This window comes from Nocardiopsis lambiniae, assembly GCF_031845465.1.
GTDB lineage: Bacteria > Actinomycetota > Actinomycetes > Streptosporangiales > Streptosporangiaceae > Nocardiopsis > Nocardiopsis lambiniae.
Genome location: NZ_JAVREP010000001.1, coordinates 840,157 through 854,113 on the forward strand (window position 1 = coordinate 840,157; position 13,957 = coordinate 854,113).

Annotated in this window: 10 protein-coding genes; 5 read left to right on the forward strand and 5 right to left on the reverse strand. The window is 72.1% G+C overall.

Annotation, left to right across the window (positions count from 1 at the left end; translation table 11 throughout):
- Positions 1-105: 105 nt before the first annotated feature.
- Positions 106-2,139 carry an acyltransferase family protein gene (locus RM479_RS03695; protein WP_311510271.1) on the reverse strand — a complete coding sequence of 678 codons (2,034 nt, stop codon included), beginning with the start codon at positions 2,137-2,139 and terminating at the stop codon, positions 106-108.
- Between the two features lie 350 nt (positions 2,140-2,489).
- Here RM479_RS03695 and RM479_RS03700 point away from each other — a divergent pair, with 350 nt between their 5' ends.
- Complete coding sequence (locus tag RM479_RS03700; RefSeq protein WP_311510272.1) at positions 2,490-3,104, forward strand: superoxide dismutase; 615 nt, start codon at positions 2,490-2,492, stop codon at positions 3,102-3,104.
- A gap of 88 nt (positions 3,105-3,192) precedes the next feature.
- Here RM479_RS03700 and RM479_RS03705 read toward each other — a convergent pair whose 3' ends face one another.
- A complete protein-coding gene (locus tag RM479_RS03705; RefSeq protein WP_311510273.1) occupies positions 3,193-4,662 on the reverse strand; it encodes an aminotransferase-like domain-containing protein in 1,470 nt (489 codons plus the stop codon).
- Between the two features lie 77 nt (positions 4,663-4,739).
- On the opposite strand from RM479_RS03705, the gene RM479_RS03710 reads away from it, so the two are divergent.
- Positions 4,740-5,120: a DUF3291 domain-containing protein gene (locus RM479_RS03710; RefSeq protein ID WP_311510274.1), complete on the forward strand. Its 381-nt coding sequence runs from the start codon at positions 4,740-4,742 to the stop codon at positions 5,118-5,120.
- Here RM479_RS03710 and bioD read toward each other — a convergent pair.
- Together bioD and RM479_RS03720 are read right to left on the reverse strand one after the other, a co-directional pair.
- Positions 5,092-5,772 carry a dethiobiotin synthase gene (bioD, locus tag RM479_RS03715; RefSeq protein WP_311510275.1) on the reverse strand — a complete coding sequence of 227 codons (681 nt, stop codon included), beginning with the start codon at positions 5,770-5,772 and terminating at the stop codon, positions 5,092-5,094. The genes RM479_RS03710 and bioD overlap by 29 nt on opposite strands.
- The gene (locus tag RM479_RS03720; RefSeq protein WP_311510276.1) at positions 5,769-7,031 is read right to left on the reverse strand and encodes an adenosylmethionine--8-amino-7-oxononanoate transaminase; all 1,263 of its coding nucleotides are present in this window, start codon (positions 7,029-7,031) and stop codon (positions 5,769-5,771) included. Before RM479_RS03720 ends, bioD begins: the two co-directional genes overlap by 4 nt.
- 390 nt (positions 7,032-7,421) lie before the next feature.
- Here RM479_RS03720 and RM479_RS03725 point away from each other — a divergent pair, with 390 nt between their 5' ends.
- Together RM479_RS03725 and RM479_RS03730 are read left to right on the forward strand one after the other, a co-directional pair.
- Positions 7,422-8,702 carry an 8-amino-7-oxononanoate synthase gene (locus RM479_RS03725; protein ID WP_311510277.1) on the forward strand — a complete coding sequence of 427 codons (1,281 nt, stop codon included), beginning with the start codon at positions 7,422-7,424 and terminating at the stop codon, positions 8,700-8,702.
- Between the two features lie 51 nt (positions 8,703-8,753).
- On the forward strand, positions 8,754-10,112 hold the full coding sequence (locus tag RM479_RS03730; RefSeq protein ID WP_397221305.1) for an SGNH/GDSL hydrolase family protein: 1,359 nt from the start codon (positions 8,754-8,756) through the stop codon (positions 10,110-10,112).
- A 65-nt stretch (positions 10,113-10,177) separates the two neighbouring features.
- Here RM479_RS03730 and rocD read toward each other — a convergent pair whose 3' ends face one another.
- Positions 10,178-11,476, reverse strand: coding sequence for an ornithine--oxo-acid transaminase (gene rocD, locus RM479_RS03735; RefSeq protein WP_311510279.1), 1,299 nt, complete (start codon positions 11,474-11,476; stop codon positions 10,178-10,180).
- A 654-nt stretch (positions 11,477-12,130) separates the two neighbouring features.
- On the opposite strand from rocD, the gene RM479_RS03740 reads away from it, so the two are divergent.
- A complete protein-coding gene (locus RM479_RS03740) occupies positions 12,131-13,834 on the forward strand; it encodes an acyl-CoA synthetase (RefSeq protein ID WP_311510442.1) in 1,704 nt (567 codons plus the stop codon).
- The last annotated feature ends 123 nt before the right edge of the window (positions 13,835-13,957 follow it).

Consider the following 13,957-nt stretch of genomic DNA (forward strand, 5'->3'; position numbering starts at 1 on the left):
GCCCACGCGACCAAGAGAACACCCCGTTCGCGAAGACGAAACCCGTGTGCCGGGCAATTCCCCCTTTGTTCATCCGAAGATCATCGCGGGCCGACCGACGCGCCCTCAAGAGTTCTCCGGATCGGGGGCCCATCCCGTGGCCGTCACCAAGGTCTCCTCCATGGCCGGGATGAGCGTGCGGGCGTAGGTGGCGGTCATGTGGGAGTAGTCCCAGAACACCAGGATGTTGCCCACGACCGCGTCGCAGCGACCGTCGGGGCAGACGTGCCCGGTGAGGTCCACCAGAGTGACGTTGTCCGGGAGGTCCCCGGCCTCGTCCAGTACGACGGCGGGGTCGCGGTCGGCCTGCGCGTACACGGCGGGGCTGGTGCACTCCTCGATCGGTTCGCTCGCCACGCACTCGGCGCCGGCGTAGGGGCGTCGGGGCAGGTCGCGAATGCCGATCACGTCGATGCCGAGTGCGTCCAGCTCCCGCCAACGGTCCACGAAACCGGCGGGGACGGTCTCCCCTTCGACGCTGGAACGGGTCGAGGAGGTGAGCACGGCGTCGGGACGCAGCAGTTCCAGTTCCGCCATGGCCCGGGCGTTCCACTCCTGGCATTCGGTGAACACCCGCCCCTGGGTGTGCGGGACTCCGGAGGCGAACTGACACCCGCTCTTGGTGAACGACACCAAACGCCAACCGTGTGTCTCGGCGACCGCCTGCACCGCCGGATACCAGTGCGCGGTACGGGAGGCGCCGACCAGGGCCAGGGTGTGCTCGGCGTCCTCGGGGCCGGTCCGACAGACCTCGGGTTCCTCGGCGTGGAGGTTCACGTGACAGCCCTGGAGGTGGTGATCGGACAGGTCGTCGCGGGCGTCGAGGGGGTCGGGGACCACCGGCAGGTCCGGCAGCACACCGGCCAGTTCGGGGCGGGTGACCAGGGCGGCCCCGGGGTAGTCGACGGGTTCGATGACCCGCTCGGTGCGTTCCCGACGTTGCTCGGCGATCCGGTCCGACCACTGCGAGCCGAGGACCAGGGGCGGGGCGAGCAGCAGCGCGGCCAGCGACGCCGACCAGGCCGGGAGCCAGGCGCGGCGCACCCGCAGGGTGATCCGCTCGGCACCGCCCTCGACGATCCTCTTCGTCACCCAGGCCAGGACCAGGGACAGGCCCAGGACGGCGGCCCCGCCGAGTGGTGTGGCCAGGGAGCGGCCGGTGAGCTGGAGGTGCACCACCAGGATCGGCCAGTGCCAGAGGTAGAGCGCGTAGGACAACCCGCCCAGCGCCATCAGCGGGCGGCGGGTGAGCAGCCGGTCGACGCCGAACCTGCTGCCGCTGTCCCCCGCCACGATGACGGCGACGGCGGCGAGGGTCGGCCACAGGGCGGCGTATCCGGGGAACAGCGAGGAGACCGGCAGGAGCACACCGCACAGGACCAGGGCGACCAGTCCGACCCAGCCCAGGATCACCCGCACCGGCCGGGGCGGGGTGAGCCGGTGGACCACCAGGGCCAGGACGCCGCCCAGGGCGAACTCCCACAGGCGGGCTCCGGTGTCGAAGTAGGCCCAGGGCTGGTCGACGGCGGTGATCCACATGGAGTACGCCAGGGAGAGGACCAGGACCGCGCCGATCGCGACGAGCGCGGCGTGCCGGATCCGGGACCGGCCCACCGCCAGGAGCACCGCGCCCAGCAGGAGCGGCCACAGCACGTAGAACTGCCCCTGGATGGACAGCGACCAGAAGTGCTGCACGGGGCTGGGCGCGCCTTCCCTGGCCAGGTAGTCGACGGCGGCCCGGGCCAGTGCCCAGTTCTCGTGGTAGAGGGCGGCGGCGTAGACCTCGGAGATGACGTCCGGCCACCGCGAACGCGGGAGCCACAGGTACGTCATGGCCAGGATCGCCACCAGCACCACGCCGACGGCGGGTGTCAGCCGGCGCAGCAGCCGGGTCCAGAACCCGAGGACGTCGATACGCCCGTGCCGTTCCGCCGAGCGCACCAGGGAACCGGTGATGAGGAAACCGGTGAGCAGCAGGAAGACGTCCACACCGCCGGAGACCCGGCCGAACCAGATGTGATAGCCGGCGACCAGCAGGACGGCGACGGCGCGCAGTCCTTCGATCTCCGGACGGAACCCGCCGCGTTCGGGAGTGGACATGGACGTGCCTCGGAGGTGTTCGGGAGGGATGGGGGGCCGGGAGACCGGCGTTGGATCATCGCCCCTCCCGGAGAACGAACGTTGAACCCCCCTCCAACACACGGCAACGGGCGCCCGGCGACACTGACCCACCCTCGCGAAGACCTCGGGTTTCTCGTCTCGGGAGGTTCACATCACACGCGCACCATCGACCGCGAAAAGGACACGGAGGGTGACCGGCCGTTTATTCCCTTCTACCGGTGTCGGCGTCCTGACACGGGAAGCCCCGCCGTACGGCTGATAGCTTGCTGCCTAGCGATCCCATCGCCGTTAAGCACGACGAACCGCTTGATAGGAAAGGTGCCTCAGAGATGTCTGCGCCATACACGCTTCCCGAGCTGCCCTACGACTACGCGGCCCTGGAGCCGTGGATCTCGGGTCAGATCATGGAGCTGCACCACGACAAGCACCACGCCGCCTATGTCGCCGGTGCCAACTCGGCGCTGGAGCAGCTCGCCGAGGCCCGCGACAAGGGCGAATTCGGCACCGTGACCATGCTGGAGAAGAACCTCGCGTTCCACCTCGGCGGACACGTCAACCACAGCGTCTTCTGGAAGAACCTGTCCGCCGACGGCGGCGACAAGCCCGAGGGCGAGCTGGGCGCCGCCATCGACGACCAGTTCGGCTCCTTCGACGCCTTCCGCGGTCAGTTCAACGCGGTCGCCGCGAGCCTCCAGGGTTCCGGCTGGGCCTTCCTGGCCTGGGACGCCCTCGGTCAGCGCCTGATCATCGAGCAGCTCTACGACCAGCAGGGCAACGCCGCGCTGAGCTCCGTGCCGCTGCTCATGCTGGACATGTGGGAGCACGCCTTCTACCTCCAGTACAAGAACGTGAAGGCCGACTACATCAAGGCGTTCTGGAACGTGGTCAACTGGGCCGACGTCCAGGAGCGCTTCGAGGCCGCCCGCACGGTCCGGATCGGCTAGTAGGCCGAGAGGCACCTCGCGACACGCCGAAGGGCGGTGCCCGTCCGGAGGGACGGCACCGCCCTCGTTCCGTCACCCACCGTCGCCCTCAGATCATCAGGGGGACCGGGGCGTCGATGGGGCCGTGCCGGTCGAGTTCGCGCCAGGCGCGGGACAGCCGCCAGACGATCTCCTCCCGCCCCTCCGCCTCGAAGGGCACGGGCAGCCGGAAGTACCGGTCGTGGTGTTCCTGGGGGGCGGCCGTCATCAACGTTCCGGGCACCAGTTCGAGCCCGTGGCAGAGCGCGACCTGGGCGTAGGCCCGGGAGCCGATGCCCGGCAGTTCGATCCACAGCGCGGCGCCGCCGTCGGGGCGCTTCCACCGCCAGTCGGGCAGGTCGCGGCGGATCAGCGCCTCCAGGTGGTCCATCGCCTCGCTCAGGTGTGCGGAGCGCTCGCGGGAGAGCCGGTCGTAGTCGGCCAGAAGGCGCACGGCGACGACCTGGTCCAATTGCGGGCCGGCCAGGTCGGCCAGGACCTTGCGGCGGCTGAGCCGCAACGCCATCTCCGCCGGGGCGCGCAGCCAGCCGACGCGCAGGCCCGCCCAGGCCACCTTGGACAGCGAATCGACGCTGATGATCTCCGCGCCCCGGGGTGCGAAGGCGGCCAGCGGGGCCGGTTCCCGGGGATGCCGGATACCGGTGTAGGCGGAGTCCTCCAGCACCGGCACCCCGTACCGGGCCGACAGCTCCCCCACTTCCCGGCGGCGTGCGACGGACATCATCGTGCCGGTGGGGTTGTGGTACGAGGGCATCGTGTAGACGAGGTGCGGCGCGTGCTCGTCGACGGCCCGGCGCAGCCGGTTGATGTCGATGCCCTGGTCGTCGAGCGGCACGGGCACGAACCGGGCACCCTGGTCGCTCATGAGGTCCAGGCAGCCGGCGAACCCCGGGTCCTCCACCACCACGGGGGACCCCTTGCGCAGGTAGAGCTGGGCCACCAGGGAGATGGCCTGGTGGGCGCCGGTGGTCACGACGATCTGGTCCGCGGTCGTGGGCAGGTCACGGGCCCGGTAGAAGTCGGCGATGGCCTCGCGCAGTTCGGGGAGTCCGCGGGGATGGTAGGTGCCCTCGGTGAGCAGGGGGCCCAGGTCGTCCAGGCTCTCCCGGACGATCTCCGTGAACCCGGGGAGCGCCGGGGTGCTCATGCAGGAGGCGGAGATGAGGTCGGCGTCCTTCTGGATGAGGTTGCGGTACATGTACTGCCCGACCCCGTTCGCCGCCCAGCCGTCGGACCGCACCGGGGCGACCTTGAGGCTGACCCGGGTACCGCTGCCCTGACGGCTGTCGAAGACCCCCTCCGAGCGCAGCAGATCGTAGGCGGACACCACCGTGGTCCGACTGACCCGCAGCGCCGCCGCCAGGATCCGTTCGGAGGGCAGCCGTTCCCCGGGTTCGAGGCTCCCCTCGTCGATGAGGGCCCGCAGTCCGTCGGCGAGCCGACGGTAGAGCGCCCCGCTCCCGACGGACCAGGTACCGAGGAGACCCACGAGGTCGTCCACCGTCCGAGAAGAGTCCATTTGTGCCTCCATTGGCTCTACACAGCCATCTTCTTCATGTCCATACTGGCAGAAATGGACCTCTAAAGGGAGTCATCATGGCATACCAATCTTCTGTTCTCGTCGAATCCCGTCTCCTGCGCGGTGACGGCCTCGCCCTGCTCGTGAAGGCGATGCGGACCCTGGCCGAGTCCACCGAAGGCCACCTGAGCGAAGTGGACTTCTCGATCTCGGAGAACGAGGTCCACATCGTCTCCCTCTGGCGGGACGCGGTCGCCCTGCGGGCCTTCGTCGAGGAGGCCCATTCCCTGTTGATCGCCCATCGCGAGCGGCACGGGGCCTTCCCGACGGTGGAGCGCACCCTGTGGTGGTCGGAGGGGACGCCCACCCCGGACGAGACCCGCGGGCGCGAAGAGCACCTGCGCGCCCACGGCCCCGGCAGCAGGGCCTTCACCCTCGCCTCCCCGGTCCCGGCCTGAAGCCGGCCAGGGCCCGCCGGGCCGTCTCCGCGAAGGCCTCCGGGTCCAGGTCGGCGCACCCTTCCGGCAGTGCCCCCACGACCGGTCCCGCGCCCATCCCGGGCAGGTCCTCCAGATTGCAGCGCATAGCCAGATCGGGCGCAGCCGGCCACGAACCGATGATCACGCCCGCCGAGAGCAACCCGCGCCCGTTCAGCGCCTCGGCCGTGAGCGCCACCTCGTTGAGCGTCCCCAGACCGGCCCGCGCCACGACGAGGACGGGGGCGCGCAGGAGGATCGCGATGTCGGCCAGGGTCTGCCCCTCGCCGTTCAACCGCACCAACAGCCCGCCGGCACCCTCGACGAGGACCAGGTCGTGGGTGTTCTCCAGGGAACGGGCGACGTCGGCGACCATCTCGGCGCGCACCTCCGGCAGGCCCGAGCGGGCGGCGGCCGTGGCGGGGGCCAGCGGGTCGGGGTAGCGCGCCAGTTCCACCGAGGTCACCGTGGGGACCAGCGCGGCGATCGTCTCGGCGTCCCCGGCCTCGGTCTCCCCCACCCCGGTCTGGGCGGGTTTGACCACCGCGACCCGGCCGTCGAAGGCCGCCGCGACGGCGGCGGTCACCATGGTCTTTCCCACGCCGGTCCCGGTACCGGTCACCACCAGGATCATCGGGACGCCTCCGCAGCCGCGACCATCCCCGCCGCGACGGTGGCGATGTCGTCGTCGGTGCACACGTACGGCGGCATGGTGTAGACGAGGTTCCGGAACGGCCGCAACCAGACCCCCGCGTCCAGGGCGGCGCGCGTGGCCTCGCGCATCCGCACCGGTCCGTCCAGTTCGATCACCCCGATGGCGCCGCGCACCCGTGTCCCGGGGACGCCGGCGAGCCCTTCGGTGAGCCCCCGCTCGATCCGGGCGATGTCGGACCGCCAGTCCGACTCCATCAGCAGCCGCACCGAGGCGACCGCGACGGCGCAGGCCAGCGGGTTGGCCATGAACGTGGGACCGTGCGCCAGGACCGGCACCTCCCCCCGGGCGATCCCGTCGGTGACCCGTTCCCCGCACAGCACGGCGGCCAGGGTGAGATACCCGCCGGTCAGCGCCTTGCCCAGGCACATGATGTCGGGGGCCGTCCCGGCGGCGTCGGCGGCGAACAGGGATCCGGTGCGCCCGAATCCCGTGGCGATCTCGTCGAAGACCAACAGAACGCCGTACTCGTCGGCGATGCGCCGCAGCTCCCTCAGGTGGCGGGGGTCGTGGAAGCGCATGCCGCCGGCCCCCTGGACCAGGGGCTCGACGATGATCCCGGCGAGTTCGCGGGCGTGCCGGGCCACCAGGGACTCCAGTGCGGCCGTGTGGTCGGGGTCGTACTCCTCGGGCGGCGCGGGCGCGAAGATCTGCGCGGGCAGCACGTCGCCCCACAGGGCGTGCATGCCGCCCTCCGGGTCGCAGACGCTCATCGCGTGGAAGGTGTCCCCGTGGTAACCGCCGCGCCAGGTGAGGAACCGGCTCCGGCCCGCCTCACCCCGGGAGCGGTGGTACTGGAGGCACATCTTCATCGCCACCTCGACGGCGACGGACCCGGAGTCGGCCAGGAAGACGTGGCGCAGGGGTTCGGGGGTGATCTCCACCAGCAGCGCGGCCAGCTCCGCCGCCGGGCCGTGGGTGAGTCCGCCGAACATCACATGGCTGAAGGTGTCGGCCTGCGCGTGCAGCGCGGCGTCCAGGACCGGGTGCCGGTATCCGTGGATCGCCGACCACCAGGAGGACATGCCGTCGACGACGTCGAACCCCCGTTCCCCGTCCGACAGGTGCAGGCGGCTTCCCCCCGCCCCGGTGACGACGAGGGGCGGCTCGCCCGCGGGGAGGGTCGAGTAGGGGTGCCACAGGTGTGCGCGATCGACGGAACGTATCCACTCAGGCGTCATGTGGACTCATTGTCCACTCGGCGCGGCCGGACCGGAGCCGTACGGTCCTACCAGGATTCGAGGTGGAACTTTGTGGGCTTCCACCGGTGACGCGCGGACCCCGGACCGGGCAGAGTCGGTTACGCCTCCCTGGCACGAGGACCGGGCCGCCCCAGCGGGATTGGCCGCCGCTGGGTCGGTCCCTTCGTGCGCCGACACCACGGGAGGCCGGGCGTCGGACCGGGCCGTCTCCCCGGTCCCCTTACGCCCCGCGCACGGGGAGCGCCGTCGAGCGCCCGGGCCCCGAGCGCCCCTCCGCCGCCGCGCGGCGTCCCGCCACATCACGAAGGGCCCTGTGGCACGATCCCCCTCGGAGCACGCGACTCCCCCTTCCGCGAAGGAGCATCCGCCATGGACGGCCAGGCACTCACCCCGCCCCGACGCCCCTGGACCCTGCGGTCCGTCCGCCCGGACGCCCGGCGGTCCCCCGGCGCCGGCGCGCCGGCCGCGCACCCCTTCTCCTGGTTGTCGCACGCCTCCGCAGCGCGGGCCCGGGCGGGGCTGACCCGCCGTGTCACGCCCCGGGCCGCCACCGAACACGTGCTGGACCTGGCCGGGAACGACTACCTGGGGCTGCTGCGCCACCCCCGCGTGACGGAGGCCGCAGAGGCGGCGATCCGACGCTGGGGCACCGGCGCCGGCGGGTCGCGCCTGGTCACCGGCGACACCGAACTCCATCACGAGCTCGAACGGGAGCTGGCCGACCACCTCGGCACCGAGTCGGCCCTGGTCTTCTCCTCCGGGTACACCGCCAACCTCGCGATGGTCACCGCGCTGACCGCCCCGTTCCCGCAGGCGGGTCCGGCCGCGTCGGCCCCGCTGCTGGTGTGCGACCGCCACAACCACGCGTCGCTGATCGACGCCACCCGGCTGGCCCGGGCGGCGGGGGCCCGGGTGGCCCTGTTCGAGCACGCCGACCCGGTCTCGGCGGCCCGGGCGTTGGAGGGGCGCGCGGACGATCGGGCGGCCCGGACCCTGGTGGTCAGCGACACCGTCTTCTCCGTGGACGGCGATCTCACCGACCTCGGGGCGCTGCACCGCGCGGCCCGGGCGGCCGGCGGCGCCCTGCTGCTCGACGACGCCCACGGGCTCGGTGTCATCGGACCGGGCGGCCGGGGCGCGCTGTCCGCGGCCGGGCTGCTCCCGGCCCCCGACGACGTGGTGGTCTCGGTCACCCTCTCCAAGGCGCTCGCCGCTCAGGGCGGTGCCGTCGCGGGTCCGGCCCGGGTCGTCCGGCACCTGGTGGAGACCGCCCGCACGTTCATCTTCGACACCGGGTTGGCCCCCGCGTCGGCGGCGGCCGCCCTCGCGGCGCTGCGCGTCCTGCGCGCCGAACCCGAACGCGCCGAGGCGGTGCGCGCCCACGCCCGCCGTCTCCATGACGAGCTGAGCGAACGGGGGTGCGAGGTCACCGCCCCCGACGCCGCCGTGGTGTCGGTGACGGCCCCCTCCCCGGAGGCGGCGGTGCGCTGGCGGGCCGCCTGCCTGAGGGCCGGGGTGCGGGTGGGCTGCTTCCGTCCCCCGTCGGTTCCCGACGGCCGCTCCCGCCTGCGGTTGACGGCACGGGCGACGCTCACCGAAGCCGAGGTCCGCCGGGCGGTGGACGTCATCGTCGCACATCTCCCCGGGTAACCTTCGGAGGGGACAGAAGGACCGTCCGCGACAAAGGAGGCGGTGACCGCCGTGCCGGGCCGTGACGACGCATCGGGTGCCCCCGAACCGAACCCGAACGCCGACGACGCGGCGAAGATCCCTCCCGAGGACACCGCTCCCCCCGGGTCTCCCGACGCTTCCGGCCCCGACGCCCCCGCCGAGACCGGCGCCACCGCGGCCGGAGCGGCGGCGACGCCCCGCCGTCGCGGCCGTCTGCGCACCCGGATCGGCGTGGGCGTGGCCCTGGTGCTGGTCGTCTCCCTCATCGTCATGTTGACCGTGCCCGCCAGCCGGGACGCGCTGCGCTTCCTGTGGTGCGGGGTCACGGGCGGGGTCTGCCCCAGCACCGAACTCCCCCCGATCGCCGAGGACGAGGAGACCGACTGGCGGATGCGGGTGGGCCCCGAGGAGGGCGCCGTGTGGGGCAACTACGTGTCCCTGGGCGACTCCTACTCCTCCGGTGACGGCGCCGGCGACTACGCCCCCGAGACCGCCGTGGCCGGCGGTTGCTGGCGGTCGGCCAACGCCTACGCCCACCTCATCGAGGAGGAGTTCGACTTCGCCGGCGCGCTGGCCTTCTACGCGTGCAGCAGCCACAAGGGGTCCGCCATGCTCTCCGAGCTGGGCACCCCCGAGTCCCAGATCGAGCGGGTCACCGAGCACACCTCCCTGGTGACGCTCGGGATCGGCGGCAACGACCTGGGCTTCATTCCGGTGCTGCGCACCTGCATCGTGCGCATGCCCCTCCTGGAGAGCAGTGTCTGCACCGCCCAGGAGGAGGACATCGCCGAGCGGATGGAGAAGTTCGAGGAGACCCTGAGCACCGTCGTCGGGGAGATCCGGAGCAGGGCCCCGGACGCGCGGATCCTGGTGCTGGGCTATCCGCGGCTGTTCCCGGAGGAGCCGCCGGGCATGTACTACACGCTGACCGTCAAGGACCAGCTCTGGCTCAACGGGATCGCCGAGCGGTTCAACACCCGTATCCGGGACGTGGTCTACCGTGCCGACGGCGGGATCTACGGCACTCGGGAGGCCGGCAGCGTGGAGTACGTCAACACCTTCTCCGCGTTCAGCGGCCACGAGGTCAGCGCCGAGGACGCCTGGTTGAACGGGATCGTGCTCGGCCAGTTCGGTGAGGGCCTGAAGGTGGACCGGGCGACCTTCCACCCCACCGCCCAGGGACAGCGGTCGATCGCCGAGCGGGTGCGCCTTCAGATCATGGAGGGCCCCGAACGCGTCCTGTACGTGTCGCGGGAGACCCTGGCCCGGGTGGACGAGTCGCTGCTGCGCACCGAGCTGGGCGGTCCGCTGGACCCGGTGCACCGGCCCTCGGAGGAGCCCTCAGAGGACCCCTCCGAGTCGGTGGTCGACGAGGCCGGCGGTTCCTGACCGCCCCCGACGCCGCCGGCGGGCGTCCGCCCCGGGGTACCGGGACGGACGCCCGCCGGCGTCGGTCAGCGCCCGGCCCTGAGGTCCTCCAGGACCTCGGCGAACCGGTCCAGACCCCAGTTGAGGTCCTCCTCGCTGATCACCAGCGGCGGAGACATGCGCACCGTCGAGCCGTGGGTGTCCTTGACCAGGACGCCCTTCCTCGCGAGCCGCTCGCACATCTCCTTGCCCGAGGCCAGCGCGGGGTCGACGTCGATCCCGGCCCACAGCCCGATGCTCCGGGCGGCGACCACGCCGTTGCCGACGAACCCGTCGAGGCGGCGGGTGAGCACCTCGCCCAGTTTGCGGGCGTTCTCCAGGTAGGGGCCCTCGGTCAGCATCCGGACGACCGTGTGGCCCACCGCGCCGGCGAGCGGGTTGCCGCCGAAGGTGCTCCCGTGCTGGCCCGGCCGGATCACGCCGAGCACCTCCTCGTCGGCCACCATCGCCGACACCGGGAGGATGCCGCCGCCGAGGGCCTTGCCGAACAGGTAGGCGTCGGGGACGACCCCGCTGTGCTCGCAGGCCCTGATGGTGCCGGTGCGGCCGAGGCCGGACTGGACCTCGTCGGCGATGAACAGGACCCGGTTGGCGTCGCAGATCTCCCGCACCCGCGGCAGGTAGTCCCGCGAGGGCACGATGACCCCGGCCTCGCCCTGGACGGGTTCGATGAGGACGGCGACCGTGGTGTGGTCGATGGCCGCCTCGATGGCCGCGGCGTCGCCGTAGGGCACCGAGCGGAACCCGGGCGTGTAGGGACCGAAGCCGGTACGCGCCTCGGAGTCCGAGGAGAAGGAGATGATCGTGGTGGTGCGCCCGTGGAAGTTGGCGCCGGCCACCACGATGGTGGCCTCGTTCTCGGCCACGCCCTTGACCTCGTAGCCCCACTTGCGGGCGACCTTGATGCCGGTCTCGACCGCCTCGGCGCCGGTGTTCATCGGCAGGACCTTCTCCTTGCCGACCATCCCGGCGAGGGCGTCGACCCAGGGGCCGAAACGATCGTTGTAGAAGGCGCGGCTGGTGAGTGTCACCCGGTCGATCTGGCGGTGGGCCGCGGCCAGCAGGTCGGGGTTGTGGTGGCCGAAGTTCATGGCCGAGTACCCGGCCAGACAGTCCAGGTAGCGTTCGCCCTCCACGTCCGTCACCCAGGCCCCGCGGCCCTCGGCGATGACGACGGGCAGGGGCGCGTAGTTGTGCGCGGAGTGCTTCCGCGCCAGGGCGATGTGGTCCGCGCTGGAGAGCGCGGGGGTCTCGTCTTCGGGAAGTGTTGCTCCGCCGGGGTTCCCGGCGGTGTTCTCCTGCCCCAGGTTCTGGGTGTTGCTCATCCAACCGCTCCGATCGCCATTGACCGATGTCAGACACTAGATACCCACCGAAGGGGCCCGGTAGAGCCCCCGGCGGAGAGTCCCCAAGAGTTGAGCAGATGATCCGGTGAGCCCACAAGGGGGTGTCGGCGGTATCCGTGATGCGTCGACGAACGGCGGTGCCCCTCCGAAGATCTTTCACCAGATCAGTCGCAGTGAGGCACGTCACATCGCGGGCCCGCGAGGGTCGGTCCTTTCCCCCGCACGGCTGCGCCGCGCCCGCCGGAAGGAGGCCCGACGCCGGGCCCCCGGCTCCCGCCGTGTCGACCGACACGGACCTTTCGGACGGAAACGCCCGGGATGCCGGTATCCGACCACGGGACCGGCGACGGTGAGGTGTGTCACAAGCGCACGATCAGGCCCGGAATCCGGGGGCGGCGTCCCCCCGAACAGGCCGTGGATCAGGGCTCGGAGAACACTGTGACCCCGCCGCTGAGGTCGGGTGACGCGGTCCACAGCCCCGCCGGCGATCGGGAGGCCCCCCGACGGGTACGGTCGGCTCACAAGCCACCGACGCGCCGACCGGATCCGGTCGGCGTCGGCGTTCCGCCGCGAGCCCCGGGCCGTGGACGGTGCGCCCGTACCCACCGCCGAGGGAGGCAGACCGTGCGTCCAGTGCCCCTGGGGTCCACCGCACCGGAGACCGCCGCGCGCCCCGCGACGGCCGACCCGGACACCGCCCTCTCCCTGTCCCTCCTGTTCGACGCGGTCGCCGAGGCGGTTCCGGAGCGGATCGCGCTGGTCGCCGGAGCACGGGTCGTCTCCTACGCCGGGTTGCGCGAACGCGCGGACCGGTTGGCCCGGCACCTGGTGGCGGCGGGGATCGGCCGCGGCGAGCACGTGGCGATCCTGTCCTTCAACCGGGCCGAGTGGGTGGAGACCTTCCTGGGGGTGCTGCGCGCGGGCGCGGTGCCCGTCAACGTCAACTACCGCTATGTGGCGGGCGAACTGCGCCACGTCCTGGCCGACTCGCACACGGTGGCGCTGGTGGCCGAGGAGTCCCTGGCCGCGACCGTGGCCGTGGTGCGTTCCGACCTCCCGCGCCTGCGGCACACGGTGCTGCTGTCGGACGGGGCGGATCCGGACGATCGCGCGGCGGTGCGCGCCGCGTTCCCCGACGCGGTGGACTACGAGATCGCGCTGGCCGACGCTCCGGTCGGGACGGCGCTGCCGCCGACCTCGGGCACCGACCACTACCTGCTGTACACGGGCGGCACCACCGGCTACCCCAAGGGGGTCCTGTGGCGGCAGGCCGACATCTTCCGAGCGGCGATCGAACGCCGCTCCCCCGGCGCCCCGCGCGCCCGCTCCCCGAAGGACGTGGCGGAGCGGGCCCGGTCGTGCTTCCCGCAGCGCATGCTGGTGCTGGGTCCGTTGATGCACGCCGCCGGCCAGTGGAACGCGTTGAGCATGCTGCTGTGCGGCAAACGGGTGGTGCTGTCGACCGACCGCAGTTTCCAGGCCGAGCGGGTCGTCTCCCTGGCGCACCGGGAGGGCGTGCACACGCTCCAGGTGGTGGGAGACGCGATGGCCCGCCCGCTGGCGCGGCACCTGCTCACCGAGCCGGACCTGTGCCCGGAACTCTCGGCGGTGCGTTCGGGCGGGACCCCGCTCACCCCGCCGGTGCGCGGGCTGTGGCGGGCCTGGCGCGAGGACATCGCCCTGGCCGACTCCTACGGGGGCTCGGAGACGGGGGTGTGCGGTTCGGCGACCACCGGTGACGGGGAGGGCTTGGCGGAACCGTTGACCGGGTCTCCCGACGGTCGCAGTTTCACCATGGGCGGCAGTATCGCCGTGCTGGACGAGCGGTTGCGTCCGCTGCCGCCGGGGTCCACCGTGATCGGCCGGATCGCGCGCACCGGACGGATCCCGTTGGGCTACTACAACGATCCGATCGCCACGGCGCGCACGTTCCCGACCGATGATCTGGGACGTCGCTGGGCCCTGTCCGGGGACTTCGGCACCCGGGCCCGGGACGGGGCGATCGTGCTGCTCGGCCGGGGCAGCGTCGTCATCAACACGGCGGGCGAGAAGGTGTATCCGGAAGAGGTCGAGGCGGCGCTGAAGGCGCACCCCTCCGTCGAGGACGCCATCGTGGTGCCCGCTCCGGACGAACGGCTGGGGCAGCGGGTCACCGCGCTGGTCTCCCTGGCGGAGGGGGCGGAACCCGACGAGACGGGTCTGCTCGTGTTCTGCCGGGTGCGCCTGGCGGGGTTCAAGGTGCCGAGGACGGTGCACTTCGTCGATCGGGTGCGCCGCACGGCCGTCGGCAAGCAGGATTACCGTTGGGCGTCGTCGGTGGTCCGGGACGGGGCCTGACGGGGCCGAGGGCCCCTTCTCGGTGTCCCCCGCCCGTGATCTCGTACATCCGTGCGCGCCACAGCGGGGATCCGCGTTTCGGTTATCAGACCAATGTGCTCATGACGAGCCGGAACATCGACA